The 15929-nt window shown below is 70.7% G+C and carries 16 protein-coding genes and 2 pseudogenes; 10 read left to right on the forward strand and 8 right to left on the reverse strand.

Features of this window, described 5'->3' with window-relative positions; genetic code table 11:
- Positions 1-213 precede the first annotated feature (213 nt).
- Both FRANCCI3_RS13975 and FRANCCI3_RS13980 read right to left on the reverse strand, forming a co-directional pair.
- Entirely contained in the window at positions 214-756 is a 543-nt protein-coding gene (locus FRANCCI3_RS13975) for a MerR family transcriptional regulator (RefSeq protein ID WP_011437168.1), read from the reverse strand.
- A 211-nt stretch (positions 757-967) separates the two neighbouring features.
- Positions 968-1402, reverse strand: a complete 435-nt coding sequence (locus FRANCCI3_RS13980; RefSeq protein WP_011437169.1) for a MerR family transcriptional regulator — start codon at positions 1400-1402, stop codon at positions 968-970.
- 400 nt (positions 1403-1802) lie between these two features.
- Here FRANCCI3_RS13980 and mce point away from each other — a divergent pair, with 400 nt between their 5' ends.
- Positions 1803-2228, forward strand: coding sequence for a methylmalonyl-CoA epimerase (gene mce / locus FRANCCI3_RS13985; protein WP_011437170.1), 426 nt, complete (start codon positions 1803-1805; stop codon positions 2226-2228).
- 162 nt (positions 2229-2390) lie between these two features.
- Here the strand turns inward: mce and FRANCCI3_RS13990 are convergent, their stop codons facing one another.
- Complete coding sequence (locus FRANCCI3_RS13990) at positions 2391-2852, reverse strand: LppP/LprE family lipoprotein (protein WP_232235042.1); 462 nt, start codon at positions 2850-2852, stop codon at positions 2391-2393.
- Positions 2853-3102: 250 nt separating this feature from the next.
- Here FRANCCI3_RS13990 and FRANCCI3_RS28175 point away from each other — a divergent pair.
- Positions 3103-3579 (forward strand): annotated as a pseudogene (locus tag FRANCCI3_RS28175) (acetoacetate decarboxylase family protein); the annotation flags it as partial.
- Positions 3580-3694: 115 nt separating this feature from the next.
- Here FRANCCI3_RS28175 and FRANCCI3_RS14000 read toward each other — a convergent pair.
- The gene (locus FRANCCI3_RS14000; protein WP_011437173.1) at positions 3695-5440 is read right to left on the reverse strand and encodes an aldehyde dehydrogenase family protein; all 1746 of its coding nucleotides are present in this window, start codon (positions 5438-5440) and stop codon (positions 3695-3697) included.
- Between the two features lie 101 nt (positions 5441-5541).
- A complete protein-coding gene (locus tag FRANCCI3_RS14005) occupies positions 5542-6795 on the reverse strand; it encodes a thiamine pyrophosphate-dependent enzyme (RefSeq protein WP_011437174.1) in 1254 nt (417 codons plus the stop codon).
- Between the two features lie 211 nt (positions 6796-7006).
- Between FRANCCI3_RS14005 and FRANCCI3_RS14010 the strand changes: the two genes are divergently transcribed.
- From FRANCCI3_RS14010 to FRANCCI3_RS14020, 3 genes are read left to right on the forward strand one after another with little or no spacing between them, the layout of a single operon-like run.
- Complete coding sequence (locus FRANCCI3_RS14010; RefSeq protein ID WP_035910726.1) at positions 7007-7339, forward strand: YnfA family protein; 333 nt, start codon at positions 7007-7009, stop codon at positions 7337-7339.
- A gap of 53 nt (positions 7340-7392) precedes the next feature.
- Positions 7393-7785, forward strand: a complete 393-nt coding sequence (locus FRANCCI3_RS14015) for a protealysin inhibitor emfourin (RefSeq protein ID WP_023840748.1) — start codon at positions 7393-7395, stop codon at positions 7783-7785.
- 20 nt (positions 7786-7805) lie between these two features.
- The gene (locus FRANCCI3_RS14020) at positions 7806-8054 is read left to right on the forward strand and encodes a hypothetical protein (protein WP_232235041.1); all 249 of its coding nucleotides are present in this window, start codon (positions 7806-7808) and stop codon (positions 8052-8054) included.
- A gap of 13 nt (positions 8055-8067) precedes the next feature.
- Here the strand turns inward: FRANCCI3_RS14020 and FRANCCI3_RS28750 are convergent.
- Positions 8068-8439 (reverse strand): annotated as a pseudogene (locus tag FRANCCI3_RS28750) (Ada metal-binding domain-containing protein); the annotation flags it as partial.
- 67 nt (positions 8440-8506) lie between these two features.
- Between FRANCCI3_RS28750 and FRANCCI3_RS14025 the strand changes: the two are divergent.
- Together FRANCCI3_RS14025 and FRANCCI3_RS14030 are read left to right on the forward strand one after the other, a co-directional pair.
- Complete coding sequence (locus FRANCCI3_RS14025) at positions 8507-8905, forward strand: chaperone modulator CbpM (RefSeq protein ID WP_011437176.1); 399 nt, start codon at positions 8507-8509, stop codon at positions 8903-8905.
- Positions 8902-11544 (forward strand): AAA family ATPase, encoded by a 2643-nt coding sequence (locus tag FRANCCI3_RS14030; protein WP_011437177.1) that lies wholly within the window; start codon positions 8902-8904, stop codon positions 11542-11544. The genes FRANCCI3_RS14025 and FRANCCI3_RS14030 overlap by 4 nt, the downstream gene beginning before the upstream one ends.
- On the opposite strand, the gene FRANCCI3_RS14035 is transcribed toward FRANCCI3_RS14030, so the two are convergent.
- A complete protein-coding gene (locus FRANCCI3_RS14035; protein ID WP_011437178.1) occupies positions 11531-12244 on the reverse strand; it encodes a GNAT family N-acetyltransferase in 714 nt (237 codons plus the stop codon). The two genes, FRANCCI3_RS14030 and FRANCCI3_RS14035, sit on opposite strands and share 14 nt — an antisense overlap.
- 2 nt (positions 12245-12246) lie before the next feature.
- Positions 12247-13194 (reverse strand): NAD-dependent protein deacetylase, encoded by a 948-nt coding sequence (locus FRANCCI3_RS14040; RefSeq protein WP_011437179.1) that lies wholly within the window; start codon positions 13192-13194, stop codon positions 12247-12249.
- Between the two features lie 251 nt (positions 13195-13445).
- Here FRANCCI3_RS14040 and FRANCCI3_RS27510 point away from each other — a divergent pair, with 251 nt between their 5' ends.
- The 3 genes from FRANCCI3_RS27510 (at position 13446) to FRANCCI3_RS14055 (ending at position 15927) form a co-directional block, all read left to right on the forward strand.
- Positions 13446-13853, forward strand: a complete 408-nt coding sequence (locus FRANCCI3_RS27510; RefSeq protein ID WP_011437180.1) for a transcriptional regulator — start codon at positions 13446-13448, stop codon at positions 13851-13853.
- Between the two features lie 50 nt (positions 13854-13903).
- Positions 13904-14962: a hypothetical protein gene (locus FRANCCI3_RS14050; RefSeq protein WP_011437181.1), complete on the forward strand. Its 1059-nt coding sequence runs from the start codon at positions 13904-13906 to the stop codon at positions 14960-14962.
- 167 nt (positions 14963-15129) lie between these two features.
- Positions 15130-15927, forward strand: a complete 798-nt coding sequence (locus tag FRANCCI3_RS14055) for a copper resistance CopC family protein (RefSeq protein WP_011437182.1) — start codon at positions 15130-15132, stop codon at positions 15925-15927.
- The last annotated feature ends 2 nt before the right edge of the window (positions 15928-15929 follow it).

Consider the following 15929-nt stretch of genomic DNA (forward strand, 5'->3'; position numbering starts at 1 on the left):
GTCCACCCAGGCGGCACCCGCCGACCCTCGACCCGTGTCGAGCCGACCGCCGGAGGGTGTCCCTGCCCGGGAAGGCCGCAGTTCGGTGACGAACCCCAGTCCCGGACCGTCACCGATCTCCAGCAGCGCGGCTCGACCACCGCCACGGGACATGAGGTCACGCCACCGCGGCCAGGCCGGTGGGGGCGCTGTGCCTCGTGATGCCGGGCCGGGTCAGTTCTCCTCGGGCCCGAAGGGATCATCGAGAAAATCGAGGAACGAGCTGTCCAGGCGACCGGGACCAAGATCGTCTTTATCGGCAACGTCCCGGTGATCCGGACTTTCCCGCAGCGACCGGGCGGTATCGTCCCGCAGTCCAATCATGAAGTCCTCGGCGAGACGCACCTGTTCCTGCAGGGATGCGAGCTTCTCCTCGGCCAGGGTAACCCAGGTTCTCAACCGTTCCCGCAGTTCCCTGCGATGATCCGGGGCAAGATCGGGCTGGCTGATCCGCTCACGCAATGTGATGAGAGAGCGCATCTCCTCGAGCGTGAACCCCAGCGGTTTCATCTTCTTGATGAGGAAAAACCGGTCGAGTGCGTCGTCGTCGTACAGCGGGAAACCACCCGAGGTGTGGCCTACCGGCGCGAGCAGGCCGGCATCCTCGTAGAAGCGGGCGGTACGCAGGGACAAGGTCACCAGGGTGGCAACGTCACCGATCCGGTAGCGGCCGTCACGGGCATCGGCGGAAGACCCGGCGCTGCTGGTTATGGACAATTCAACCCTTATCACGTGAGCATGGCGACTGGTATTCGAGTGTCAAGCGTCTCTAGTATCGGCCACTCGCAGCTACACAGGACCGGTAAAGATCTAGTAATCCACGGCCGACGCCGACCGTGACGTCGGTCACCAACGGACTCCGGTTGCTCCACAGGAGCCCGAGCGCCGGCCGCCACCCCGGATCGGTGACCATGGATTCACGAGTCCGTCATACCGTCCGATCCGCATCACCGTGCAGGCCGATGACGAAGTCCTCCGCGACTCCCGCCTGCTGCCGCAGGGTGGCCAGCTTCTCCTCAGCCAGCACGACCCAGGTATGCAGCCGCTCGCGCAGTTCGGTCCGCCGACTCTCGGAGATCGTCGAATCCGACAGCTCGTCGCGCACCGACAACAGCGACCGCATCTCCTCCAACGTGAACCCCAGCGACTTCATCTTCTTGATGACCAGCAGCCGATCGACGGCCTCGTCGTCGTACAGACGGAAGCCACCCGGCGTACGTCCGGCGGGAGTAAGCAGTCCGGCTTCCTCGTAGTACCGGACCGCGCGCAGCGAAAGCCCGACCCGCTCGGCAACCTCACCTATCTGACGGGTGTTTCCGCGGGCCGCGCGGAACGCGGAACGATCGCGACGCGTCGTGGACACCGTAACCCTTACGTTCGTGCCTCGAAGACTCGGGCTAAAATGGTTGACACTCGACTCTACGGCCTGTCCTGCGGAGACTCGAACAGAGTCCGCAACTAGGCCCCGAACCCCACACCGCCACACCGTGAGCACACTGGAAGAACAACGCCCACCCATGGCAACATCCACAACCACGCCGGCGGCGTGGACCCCTGGCGAGGCAGCGGGCAGGGTGGGGCCCAGCCCGGGTCGCCCACGTCACCCCACGTCCGCGGACTCCACTCACGTCACGGGGGCCGATCGGTCGACGCCGGGATCGTGAACCGGCAGGCTCAGTGCGGACCCCATCGCTTCGCGCCAGGGGCGGTGGGACATCGGCGGACAGGCCCCGATCGCGGGCCGGCAGAACGAGGAGACGGCTGTGCTGACCAGGATCGACCACGTCGGGATCGCGGTGGCTTCCCTCACCGAGGCCATCCCCCGCTATGAGGAGGCATTCGGTCTGGAGGTCGTGCACCAGGAGGAGAACGAGCGCCAAGGGGTGCGCGAAGCGATGCTGCTGGTCCACAGCGGCAAGACCGGGAACTCCTACGTCCAGCTGCTGGAACCGCTGCGCGAGGACAGCCCGATCGGGAAGTTCCTGGCCAAGCGGGGGCCGGGCATCCACCACATCGCCTACGGCGTCGCCGACATCGACAGCGCCCTGGCGACCCTGACCATGACCGGATTCGATCTGGTCAACAAGACTCCGGTGCACGGCACCGCCGGCAGCCGGATCGCGTTCATCCATCCCAAGGGCCTCGGAGGCGTGCTCACCGAACTCGTCGAGGCCGCCGAGGGGCACTGAGCCGGGCCGGACGACCCCGCGTCGCAGCCATCCCCTGACCGGCCCCTGTCCGGGCGGGGCAGCGAAGGCGCGGGGCGATGAATCCCCGGCGGCGCGCCCGGCGGCACCCGGCGACGGCCCCGGCCCATGGCGGATCATGGACCGGGGATCACCGGTCGCGGATCACCGGCGGCTTCTCGCGGCGGACACGTTCGCGGTCGGGACCGGATCGAGCGGGACCACCGATGAACCGTTCCACTGGTAACGCACGGTCGCACCACCCGCTGTCGGGCAGCACATCGGGTCGCTTGGCCGGTAGAGATCGTACTGGAGGGCGACGACCCGGTCGGTGGACCAGATCCAGCGGATCGTGGCGCTCGGCTGCGGCGAGTCGTAGCCGATGAACCGGCCACGATGGAAGAAGAACGCCCGCTGCGGATGCCCGTCCCCGGATGTCGACAGCAGTCCGACGATCACGCTGAGATCGTTGCTCCGGTCATAACCGCCGAGGACGATCGGCGTGTACCCCGCCGATCGGACCACCGCCGCGGCGTTGGCGATGCCCAGCGCCGGCGCGCCGGAGGTGGACGAGGCAGCGGAGGCTGTTCCGGCGATCCCGCCCATCAGGGTGAACGTACCGATCATCACTGAAACGGCAAGTCCGCGACGTAGCGCCATGAGACCTCCCAGGTTCCGTGCTGACCCGACTTCCGTGCCGACCCGGCCCAACCTAGATGCCCTCTTCGGTGGGCGCCGACCAGCTAGGGGGTATGGCCGGTATGTCGCCCGATTCGAACCGGTCAGTCCCCCGGCCGGCGGATCTGGCGGGCTCCACACCGGAACGGGCGGGAAGCCGTGCTGTCGGGGGCACTGTCGGGGGCACTAGTGTCGGTGGGTGGCGTACCCGCCCGAACCCTGGGAGCTGCGCGGTAGGATGGTCGTCTCCGTCTGGTTCGTGCCCCGCGCGGCGCTGGCCGGCGCCTTCCCCCGGGCGGTGACCGTTCTCGGCCGGGTCCCGGTGGCCACCGTCTGGGTTCGCTACGATCCGCGTGGCGTCCTCGCCTACCGTGAGGTCATGGCCGCCTTGCTGGTATGGCACAGGCGGCACCTGCGCGTGACGGTCCCGCATATCTGGGTGGACAGCCCGGCATCCCAGGTCGGCGGTCGCGCCCTGTGGGGGATTCCCAAGGAACTGGCCGTCTTCACCGAACGACCGGGCACGTCCACACGACCGGAAACGGCCGGGGACGCCGACGGCACCCACCTGCACGCCCGGGACGCCACCGGGACGATCGTCGCCGCGGCGGTAAGCCGGGGACGGCGGCTGCCGGGCAGGTGGCCGGTCCGCTTCCGCGTGGTGCAGGATCTCGACGGTCAGCCCCGGGTGAGCCCGGTGCGGCTGGCCGGGCGGCTCGCCCTGCACCGGTCACGATGGGACCCGGCGGCGGAGGGTCCGCTGGGTTTCCTCACCGGGCACCGGCCTCGGCTCACCGTCCGTCTGGACGACTTCCGGATGATTTTCGGAGCCGGAGCCGGCCGGGACGGAATCCCTCGTCCGACCCGACGTGCCCGCCGAGGGGCCTGTCGAGAGGCCCGGCCGCCCCGCCGACCGGCCTGACCCGCCCGGCCACCCGGCTGGCCCAGCCGGCCCAGCCGCCGCCGTGCCGGAGCCGCGCCGTCACCGCGGTGACGGCGAGCGCACCCGGCGTCCGGCGGAAGGTGGTCAGGGTCGCTCCCGGCACGTGCATCCGCAGGGTGGCGACCGAGCGGGGGCGGACGAACTCGCGCAGCCCCTCCGCGCCGTGCACCCGGCCGAACCCGCTTTCGCCGCTGCCCCCGAAGGGCAGGGCGGGCATCCCGGCAAACGCCAGCACCGCGTTGACGGACACCATCCCAGCGTCGAGCCGGCTGGCGATCTCGTCTCCCCGGGACCGGGAGAAAACCGTCGCACCGAGCGCGTACGGGGTGCCGTTGGCCAGCGTGACGGCCTCGTCAACGTCGGCGACGGTCCGGACGGTGGCGACCGGCCCGAACGTCTCCTCCTGCACGGCGGGGCTGCCCTCCGGCACGTCGACCAGCACGACCGGTTCGATGAAGGTGTCCCCCACCGACTCCGTCCCGCCGATCAGGGCGGTCGCGCCGCGGGCCAGCGCGTCAGCCACGTGGCGGCGCACGATCGCCGCCTGGCCGGGCATCGTCATCGGACCGTAGGATGCGTCCCGGTCGGCACCGGGACGAACCCCGTCGAGCTCGCGGCGCAGTGCGGCGAGGAAGGGCGCGGCGACCGCCTCGGTCACGTAGATCCGCTCAACCCCGGCACAGGTCTGGCCGCCATTGGACATCGCTCCCCAGGCCGCTGCCCGCGCGGCGGCGGCCACGTCAGCGTCGTCGGCGACGATCAGCGGGTCCTTGCCGCCGCATTCGATCACCACCGGGACGAGGGACGACGCGCAGGCCGCCATGACCAGGCGGCCGGTCGCGGGCGAACCGGTAAAGGCAATCTTGTCGACCCCGGCTGTACACAGGGCGGCACCGGTCGGACCGAAGCCGGTGACCATGGTCAGGACCCCGGCCGGCGCGTCCGGATTCGCCGCGGCGAACGCCGCGACCAGGTACGCGCCCACCGCCGGGGTGTACTCGCTGGGCTTGAAGACCACCGTGTTACCGGCTGCCAGGGCATACGCGATCGAACCGCTCGGGGTGAACAGCGGATAGTTCCACGGCCCGATCACCCCGACGACCCCGAACGGGCGGTACTCGATCCGTCCGGTGTGGTTCGCCAGGAACGGGCCGGGCGACACCCGGCGGGTCCGCAGCACGCGGGCGGCGTTGCGGGCCGCCCAGCGGATGTGTTCCAACGTCAGCAGCAGCTCGATGCGGGCATCGGCGGCGGTCTTGCCGTTCTCGGCGTGCAGGAGGTCGATCAGCTCGGTCTCGTGACGGACGAGGTGCGCCGCCCAGCGCAGCAGATGGTCGCGCCGCCGTGCCGCCGCGAGCCCCGCCCACCAGCCCGCCGCCGACCGGGCGGACGCCACGGCCGCCCGCACCTGGGTCGGCTCCATCACCGGGAAGCTCGCGACCACCGCGCCGGTGGCCGGATCCGTCGACAGGAGCGTCCCGATGCCGGCCGCCGGGTAGACCGCCGGACCGACCCCCTCAGTCACCCCGGTCTCCCGGTTCGCTACGGTCTGCGGGTTCTGCGGGTTCTGCGGGTTCTGCGGGGTCGGCCGCATGGGGAGCTCCTCGCCGCGGGTGGCGGAACGTCCTTCCCTTACCCGGCGAGGATATGACCGCCACCCACAGAGAAACGAGTCCCGTCATCCTCAGATCATCCTCAGAGGAACGAGTCGCGGTACGCGGCGAACCACTCCCGTTGCCGGCGCTGATCGGCCGTCTCCTCCGCGGCGACATGGTCGAGCATCGAGGAGGGGTCCGGCGGGTCGAGGGCGAGGGTGTCCCGACGCAGATCGGCCGCGGCGACGTCGGCCCGCCGGCGGACCTCGTCGAACCAGCCGGCCTCGACCTCGGCGGCGAGCAGCCGACGGAGGCGCTCGATGGGATCCCGGGCCTGCCAGGCGGTGATCTCGTCCGGCGGCTGGTACCGAGTCGCGTCGTCGGAGGTGGTGTGCGGGGCCATCCGGTAGGTGTTGGCCTCGATGAGCACCGGGCCGCGACCGCTGCGCGCACGGTCGAGCGCCCAAGTGGTCACCGCGTGCACCGCGAGCACGTCGTTACCATCGACGCGCAGGCCGGGGAAGCCGAACCCGTCGGCCCGGCGGGCCAACCGCACCGGGGACTGCCGTCGGCTCGGCGTGGAAATCGCCCACTGATTATTCTGGCAGAAGAAGACGACGGGCGCACCGAAACTCGCCGCCCACACGAATGCCTCGTTGGCATCACCCTGACTCATCGCACCGTCACCGAGATACACCATCACCGCCATGTCGGTATCGGTATCGGTGCCGCCGGTGCCGGTGCCGCCGGTACCGCCGGTGCCGGTGCCGGTGCCGGCTGCGCCGTCAAGGAGCACCCCCATCCCGAAACCGACGGCGTGCAGCGTCTGGGCCGCCAGAACAATCGTGTAATTAGCCATATTGTGACGGTGCGTGTCCCAGCCATCGTGACTCACTCCCCGCAGCAGCCGAATCACCTCGACCGCCGGGACACCGCGGTGCCAGGCGACCGCGTGTTCCCGGTAACTGGGGAACAGGTAATCCCGGGGACGCGCGGCCGCGGCGGATCCGACCTGCGCAGCCTCCTGCCCCCGCAGCGGGATCCACAGGACCAGCTCACCCTGACGTTGCAGGGCCGTGGCCTCCTCGTCCAGCCGGCGGGCCAGGACCATGGAGGTGTAGAATTCCATGCGCAGCTCGTGGTCGGCGAGCACCGAGAACCGAGAATCGGCGACCAGCGAACCATCGGGGGCGAGCAGTCGGATGCCGCCGTCGTTGAGTTCACCCGCCGCGGGTGAGGTGTTCTCCCCGAACGCGCCAGGAAAACGATGCGGAGCGAGACCGTCCACCGAATCCGGTTCGAGCCGCCGCATCGGCCCGCCGGTAATCAGTTCCGGATCCCGTACGACATTCATACCGAGCACCCCTCCCCACCCGAAGATCGCAGGACGTCCTACCATCGGAAACCATCGAAAAAGAGCGGTGTACCCATGCGACACTACGCGGTGCGGACGGGGTGAAAACACGGACGCGGTAACGACGAGATTCCGGCCACAGGATTCCGAGGCCGCAGAGCGATGCCGGAAGGATGACGATGCCGGGAGGATACTGACTATCGTGACGCACGTGGGCGTCGTCCGGTCCCTGCTGCTGTTCGTGGTGGCCGCGGTCACGGAGATCGGTGGTGCCTGGCTCGTGTGGCAGGGCGTGCGCGAGCACCGCGGGCCGGTCTGGGTGGGGCTCGGGATCGGGTTCCTGGCCGCCTACGGCTTCGTCGCGACCCTCCAACCGGACGCGCACTTCGGCCGGATCCTCGCCGCCTACGGCGGGGTCTTCGTCGCCGGTTCCCTGCTCTGGGGCGTGGCCGTCGACGGCTTCCGACCCGACCGCTACGACCTCGCCGGAGCCGCGATCTGCCTGCTCGGCGTCGCCGTCATCATGTACGCCCGGCGCGTGTGACGGCTGACGGCTGACGGCTGACGGCTGACGGCTGACGGCGCACAATATGGCTCATGGCGCGCACCGCGGAACGTGTACGGGTCGTGCTGGAGCGTTCCGGTGGGCTTCTCGGGCGCAGCGTGCGCCGCGGTCTGGACACGGTCGATCTCAGTGAGCAGGAGGCCGAGAACCTGCGCCGCCTGGCCCGCGAGGCGGTGCACCGCGGCGGTCTCGTGGCCACAACGGACGCCGCGGATGCCGGTCAGGTAGATTCCATCGAGGCTCGGGGTTCCACCGAGGCCCGGGAGCAGCGCGACGTCGGCGCGGACCGGTTCGTCTACACCCTGGAGATCGACCGGGCCGGGGAGCACGCGGTGCGGACGTTCTCCGAGCCGGTGCCCGACGAGGTCCGCCCGCTGCTGGCGCTGCTGCGCACCGCGCCGCTGCTGCCCGCGAGCCGTCCCTAGCGGTGTCGCTGACAGCGAGGTTGACCACCTCGCGCACCGCGGACCCAGTCGTCGACGACTGGCACCGCTTCGCCGGCCTGGACCGACCCGGCAACCACTGGGACCGTCCCAGCTGGACGCTCGGACGCCGCTGCTACCCCTGGATGCTGACGTTCGAGAACGCCACCGAACTGCACACCCTGGCCGCGCAATGCCAGGATCGACCACGCCTGCCCGTTCTCGACCCGGTACCGTCGGAAAGAACCGGACGTTCTCCCGCTTCGGCGTGATGGCTGGACAACTCGGGCGGCAGTAGATGCCGGTGGTGGTGACGGCGGAGAAGAACGCGCCATCGAAGCGCGCGTCCCGGCTACGCAGCGCCTCGTAGCGGCTCTGGTCCGTCATCACTCCACCCACTCTCGACGAGTCCCGCCTCGCATGCTGGCGGAAATCGGACGTCGTGCCCGCAGGCGCCTGGCAAGCGCGGCCATCCCCGGAGACCACACCTATCCGTCGTTGAGTCGTCACCTCTGGTTGCGAACGCCCTCGGATCCGACCTACGGTCACATGGGTAATCGGACCACTACCCGGAGATGATCTGGCTCGACCGTACCCGCGCCCAGGCCAGGTCTCCGCCGCACGGGCGGTGCGCTCCTCCGGACCGGCCCTCCACATCTCCCATGCGGACGGGGACCACCGGATCGGCCCATCAGCAAGAGGTATCCATCAGCAGGAGGTAATCGTGGGATGGGCAGTCGGAAGCGATCCCGGCCCGACCGTCCCGGTCACCCGGATCACCCACCCGGGCGGCGTCGAACCCGGTCTGGATCTTCTCGGACTGGACTCCTTCTGCCTGCTCACCCGGCTGGGTCCGGACATCGTCCGCCGGTTGGTCGCCCTCGGCCTGCTCGACGTGCGCGTCGACCGGGCAGGGCAGTGGTGGCTGCCGATCCGCGCGGTCGGGCGGGCGGTGCGTATCGAACGGCTGCGCCGCGACCTCGGCATTACCTATGCGGCCACCGGCGTCGTGCTGGACCTGCGCGACCGCATCGACGAGCTCGAACAGCGCGGCCGGGGCCATCGCGACGGCCCCGGCCGCGATGGCCCCGGCCGTGACGGCCCCGGCGAGGAGTACCGATGAAGTTGACCAAGCTGACCGAGGGCGCCCAGGACGCGCTGAAGGCGGCCCAGACCAGGGCGATGCGATTCGGCCACACCGAGGTCGACGGGGAACATCTGCTCGCCGCGCTTGTCGAGCAGCCGGACGGGCTGGTCCCGCGCCTCATGGTCGCATCGGGTGGTACCCCACCCGCCCTCACCGGTGCGGTGGAGACGGAGCTGGAGCGCAGACCGCGGGTGTCCGGACCGGGGGTCCGACCGGGGGTCCGACCGGGCGAGGTGTACATGACGCAGCGGCTGTCCAGGGCCCTCGACGCCGCCGAACGGGAGACACACCGCCTCGGCGACGAGTACATCTCGGTCGAACACCTGCTGCTGGCCCTGCTCGAGGAGGGACCCACGACACCGGCCGGCCGGATCCTGCACGAGCAGGGTCTGACCCGGGAACGGCTGCTCATCGCGCTGACCCGGGTGCGCGGAGACCGGCGCATCATCTCCGCCTCGCCGACGGCCACGGACGACGCGCTGGAGAAGTACGGACGCGACCTCGTCGTCGACGCCCGCAACGGCCGCCTCGACCCCCTGATCGGGCGGGACGCCGAGATCCGCCGAGTGATCCAGATCCTGTCCCGCCGGACGAAGAACAATCCCGTGCTGCTCGGCGACCCCGGAGTCGGCAAGACCGCGATCGTCGAGGGCCTCGCCGACCGGATCTTCCGCGGGGACGTTCCGGACAGCCTGCGGAACAGGAGGGTGTTCCAGCTCGACCTGGGCGCGCTGGCGGCCGGGACGGCGCACCGCGGTGCGTTCGAGGAACGACTCAAGGCGGTCATGGCCCAGGTCACGGCATCCGAAGGGCGGATCCTGCTGTTCGTCGACGAACTGCACGCCGTCCTGGGGGCGGGTGCCGCCGAAGGGAAGACGGATGCCGGCAACGTGCTCAAGCCGCTGCTGATCCGCGGCGACCTGCACCTGATCGGGACGACGACACTCGAGGAGTACCGCCGGCAGATCGAGTCCGACCCCGCGTTCGCACGCCGGTTCCAGACCGTCATAATCAACGAGCCATCGGTGGCGGACACCATCTCCATCCTGCGCGGGCTGCGAGGACGGTTGGAGATCTTCCACGGGGTTCGGATCGCCGACGCGGCCCTGGTCTCGGCGGCGGTGCTGTCCCATCGGTACATCAGCGACCGTTTCCTGCCGGACAAGGCGATCGACCTCGTCGACGAGGCGGGCGCCATGCTGCGCACCGACATCGACTCGATGCCGACCGGCCTCGACGAGATCACCCGTAGGGTGGTCCGGCTGGAGATCGAGGAGGCCGCACTCGCGCAGGAATCCGATCCGGCGAGCATCGCCCGACTGGACCAGCTCCGTGGGGAACTCGCCGACGTGCGGGCCGCGGCGAACACGATGCGCGCGCGGTGGGAGGCCGAACGCCAGGCCATTCGGCGGGTCCGGGGGCTGCGGGAGGAGATCGAACAGGCCCGGCGGCGGGCCGAGGATGCCGAACGGGCACACGACCTGGGGACCGCGGCGGAGCTGCGCCACACCCGCCTGCCCGAACTGGACCGGCGGCTCGCCGACGAGTCCGAACGGCTCACCCCCCAGCGGGGCGGCCACCGGTTGCTGCGCGAGATGGTGACCGCCGATGAGATCGCCGATCTGGTCTCCCGCTGGACGGGGATCCCGGTGGCCCGGCTCCTCGAGAGGGAACGGGAGAAGCTGCGACGCCTCGACCAGGTCCTGCGCGCCCGGGTCGTCGGACAGGACGAGGCGGTGCGGCTCGTCGCCGACACGGTGCTCCGGGCCCGCGCGGGCATCGGGAACCCGCGCCGCCCGATCGGGTCATTCCTCTTCCTCGGGCCGATGGGGATCGGGAAGACCGAGTTGGCCCGGGCCCTGGCGACGGCCCTGTTCGACTCCGAGGACAGTCTGATCCGCATCGACCTGGGCGAGTACCAGGAGCGGCACAGCGTCGGCCGGCTGCTGGGCGCCCCACCCGGCCAGACCGGGCTCGTCGAGGGCGGGCAGCTCACCGAGGCGGTACGACGCAAGCCCTACGCGGTGGTGCTGTTCGACGAGATCGAGAAGGCACACGCCGACGTCCTCAACATCCTGCTGCAGGTCCTGAGCGACGGTCGGCTCACCGACGCCCGGGGACGCACCGTCGACTTCCGTGGCACCGTCGTCATCCTGACCTCCGGTGTGGGGTCCGAACGGCTCACCGGCGGTCCGGACGCCGAGGGGACAGCCGGGCCCGAGGTCCGCGTTCGGATCACGGCCGACCTGCGCCGGGCGTTCCGGCCCGAGTTCCTCCACCAGCTCGACGAGGTCGTGCTGTTCTCCCCGCTGACCCTGCCCGAGATCGAGCGGATCGTCGACCTGCTGGTGGACGACCTGCGGGCCCGATTGGCGGATCGGCGCATCACCCTGGACATCACCGAGCCGGCCCGGATGTTCATCGCCCGTCAGGGCTACGACCCGGTCCATGGCGCCCGCCCGCTGCGCCGCTACCTGCAACGCGAGGTGGAGACCCGGATCGGGCGGGAAATGATCGCCGGTGAGGTCGACGACGGTTCCGCGGTGGTCGTCGACCTCGCCGGAGACACGCTGACGGTCCGGCACGGACGGTCCGGCACGCTCAGCGGTCGCTGAACCCCGGGCGGTCGCCGAACCTCTTGCGGAGGACGACGAAGTAGAGATCTGGTCGCAGCGGCCGGCCGAACCGTTCGTCGTCGTAGGGGAACGGGCTCGTTCTGGTGGTCAGGACGTATCCGCGCCGCTGATACCAGGCGATCAGCTCGGCCCGTTGGGCGATGACCAGCAGGTCCGTCCAGGCCGCGGAGCAGGCCGTCACGGCGTGCCGTTCGGCGAGCCGCAGCAGAGTGTCGCCGAGCCCGTTGCCCTGGCGGGTCGGGCTTACCGCGAACATGCCGAAGTAGGACCCGATCAACGGTGATACATCCGGGCCACACCGCTCCGCGTCAGCCTGCCCGTGGGTGGCATACCCCGACCGGGTCACCTCGGTCGCATCGGTCACCTCGGTCGCCGCGTGCTCCGACCGGGCCGGTGGCTCGACCCGTCGTTCCACGTGGCAGCAGCCGAGGAGGGCTCCGTCCGGGTCCTGCGCGAGCAGCACCACGCTGTCCAGCGCCGCCAGTGCCGCGCCGACCGCGGCGGCGTCGGTGCGCCGCCCGGCGAGCAGGTCGGCCTCGGTGGTCCACCCCGCGCGACTGGACTCCCCCCGGTACGCGGACTCGACGAGCTCAACGATCGCCGCGACGTCGGCCTCGGTCGCACGGCGGAACGTGAGGTCGCCCGGGTAGGCATGGGAAACCGATCGCATCCTCCCCATCCTCACAGCTCCCGGGGGTAGTCCCCCGGGAATGCGAGCGAGCGCATAGCGGGTAACGGGACGGGAGAACGGGCGGACGGGGGCGTCACGGCGGCGGCGAGACGGGGAAGCAGCAGGCCCAGAGGCGCGTCGACTCGGACGGCCGCGCGGCTGTCCCCCCGAGTCGGACCCTGGTTGACGATCGCGACCGGGATGTCGAGCTCCGCCGCACGGAGCACGAACCGGTAGCCGGACATCACCGTCAGCGACGACCCGAGGATCAGCAGCGCCCTGGCCCCCTCGACCAGCCGGAGCGCCTCCGCGACACGCGGCCGCGGCACGGTCGCACCGAAGAACACCACGTCCGGTTCCAGCTCGTCACCGCCACACCGGCGGCAGCCCACCATGACGAAGGCGGCGACCATGTCGTCGGGGAGCGTGACATCGCCGTCCGGGTTGGTCTGCGCGGCGCCGACATGGAATCCGGGATTGACCGCCCGCAGACGCTGGTCGAGCTCGAGGCGAGGGCTCACGTCGCCGCAGCCGCGACACAGCACGCGCGACAGCCTACCGTGCAAATCGATGACGCGCCGTGAGCCGGCGCGCTGGTGCAGGCCGTCAACGTTCTGCGTCACGACGCCGGTCACCAGGCCGTCCTGCTCCAACCGGGCCAGTGCCCGGTGGCCCGGGTTCGGCTCCGCCCGGGCCACCCGCCGCCACCCTGCATGGCTGCGGGCCCAGTAGCGGTGCCGGGCCGCGGGATCATCGGTGAACTCCTGGTACGTCATCGGGGTGTGACGGCGCAGTGCCCCGTTCGGACCCCGATAGTCCGGAATACCGGAGTCGGTGGAGATCCCCGCACCGGTCACCACCGCGACCCCGCCGGCCGCGACCAGCGAGCAGAGCCGGTCGAACGCCTCGCCCCCGCCACCCGCCGCCTGCTGTCGCGCACCGTCCCTCACACCGTCCATGCTGCCCGATCTACCCGTGCCCCGGATGCCCGTTCGGCGCCACCACTCCCTGCCCGTCCGGGGATGAAGCCTGCCCGTCCGGGGATGAAGCCTGCCCGTCCGGGGATGAAGCCGGGGGAAGACGTCCCGGCAGGTTGATGTTTCGGACACCGGCATCGATACGTCGTGTAGTCGTCGTAGCCGGGTGGTGTGATCAGGCTCTGAGTCGTACGGTTGCGGCGAAGCCAGCCTTCCCGAGGATGGTTACGACGATGGACGGCGAGAACGCACAGGTCGGCACCAGGCACGCCGAGTCGGGGGACGCCCGGCGCCACCCCTCCGGCTCAGTCGCTCATGGCAGGTCAACCGCGTCGACCACGACCAGGACCACCGTCAAAACCGTCGGCATGGCCGCCGGCACGAGCGCGGGCCGACCGGCCGCGATGGAGGCTGAGCTGGCCTCGGTCCATCCCGGTCCGGCCGCGCCGGTATGTGAGGCGGCCGGGCGCATCGCCCGGTCGGAGGAGACCATCGAGGCGGAGGTCATCCGCCTCTTGCCCGGAGCCCTCGCCGTCGTCCGCACTCCCGCCGGAACGGAGGAGGTGGGCATCGCCCTGGTTGACGCCCATCCCGGTGATGCCGTGCTGGTTCACGCCGGGGAGGCGATCGCCGTTCTCTAGCTCATCCGTTCGTCCGTCCGGGCCAGACCCATCCAGGGCAGGGGGATGCAATGACGGTTCGTTCGCCGTTCAACCAGACCGCGGCGATCGCGGACGCCGAGATCTACCGCGAGGAGCCCATCCGTCCCGACCGCGCCATCACACGCGGCTCGGACCGGCGGATCGGGGTGCTGACCCCACCGTGCTATGCCCTCGCCCACCCGGAGGAGCGTTCGCACGCCCACGCGGAGTGTCTCCTGGAGTGCGGCCCCGCCGCCATCCCCGACGTCACGCTGCGAGTCCGGGTGCGCTACCTGCAGATGACGGTCCGTTTCGTGGATCGTGGCCCCGGGGACGGGGGCCGCTTTCCACCAGGCGGCCGGCCTGCGGGAGATGCCGAGCCCCGCGGCTGGGACGAGTTCGTCCCGCGCCAGGTCGACGATGTGGTGACGGTCACGGACCTGTTGGCGGCGCCTCCCGGCAGCGCGGTACCGACCGCCGCGGGGCCGCGGCGGAACTGGCTGCCCCGCCTGAGCGCGCCACGGCCAAATCCATGGGAGCTGGCCGGTCCGGCGAGCGGTGGCGTCTCGGCGGGACTCGGACCACCCCACACCGTCCGGTTCAGCGCCCCCTCCGGTCGGCGGGTGGAGACCGTGAGCGGCCACGGCGAGGCGGAACCGACCCGCATCACCTGGGACAGCTGGGCCGTGCAGGGAGAGCTGCGGTTGAACGCCGGACTGCAGACCTGGGCACATCAGACCGGGGAGACCGGAGCACATCGCCTGGTCCGGCTCCGGGCGGAACTGGTGAACACCTCGGGCTGGCATCTTCCGGCCGAGGAAGCGATGGATCACGTCTCCCTTGAGGCGCGCCGCCGGCGGCACCGGGAACAGGCAATGCGGCACTCCCTGATCGGCGCGCACCTGCTCCTCGCGACGACCGAGGGCCGATTCGTGTCCCTGGCCTCTCCCCCGGCCCGGGCCAGCGAATTCGCGAAGAACTGCGTCAACGACGGCCTCTGGCCCGCGCTCGTGACCACCGCGGACGGCCATGACACCGTGCTCGTCGCGCCGATCGTCCTTCCCGATCATCCACGGCCGGCTCCGGTGGACCACGACAGCGGCAGCTGACCGCCGGCCCGCCACCGGCCTCGGCCGATGAGCCGAGGCCGGTCGTCAGCAGCAACGGCAGCGAAAACAGTGAGCGGAACATACGCGTCGCGGGAGGACGTCAACATTGTTGATTATCTTGGATCGGACGCGGTGGCCACGTTTCTACGGCGCGTAGAATCTGCTGGGTGCGACCAGAGGCGAGGCCGACTGAGAGACGGCGCACGGCAGTCCCGGGGAGGGGCGGCACCCGGTTCGCCGACCTCACCGGTGCCGCCCACGCCACCGGTGGTACGGGCGGCACGGGGCCCACCAGCCTTGCCGCTGCGATCAGCCTGGTTGTGACGCTTGGCCTCGCAGCGGCGCTCGTCCCGGCGCTCCTGCTCGGACTGGCCACCCCCGCATCGGCGCATTCACGTCTGGTCACCACCACCCCGGTGGCGGACAGCACTCTCACCGCCCCGCCACATGAGATCATCCTGACATTCAACGAGCCGGTGTCCCCGCGCTACACGAACGTCGCCGTCACGGCGGCCGACGGCGCCGGCGTGACCGCCGGTGCCACCCGCGTCGAGGGCGGCACCGTCCACCAGGGCCTCACCGCTCTCCGCGACGGTCGCTACACGGTGGCCTATCGGGTCGTGTCCGAGGACGGTCATCCGGTCGGCGGCGAGTTCGCCTTCACCGTTGCCGGCAGCACGGCGTCCGCGGGCCAGGAGGGATCCCCGCCCCCGTCTCCGGTCACCACGACGCCGACCCCGGCAGCCACCGCGAGTCCGACCACGGGTGCCGCGCCGGCCCCGTCCGCGGCCGTCACGGCCGTCACGGCCGTCACGGCCGATACGGGACCCGCGGACGGCGGGGGCGGGAGCAGTGGCGGTGGCGGTGGCGGTGGCTGGATACTCCCTGTCGTGATCGCCGGTATCCTCACGCTCGGTGGCGGTACCTTGTTCGCCCTGCGGCGACGTCACTCCGGAGCGCGCTGACC

Source organism: Frankia casuarinae, assembly GCF_000013345.1.
Classification (GTDB): Bacteria; Actinomycetota; Actinomycetes; order Frankiales; family Frankiaceae; genus Frankia; species Frankia casuarinae.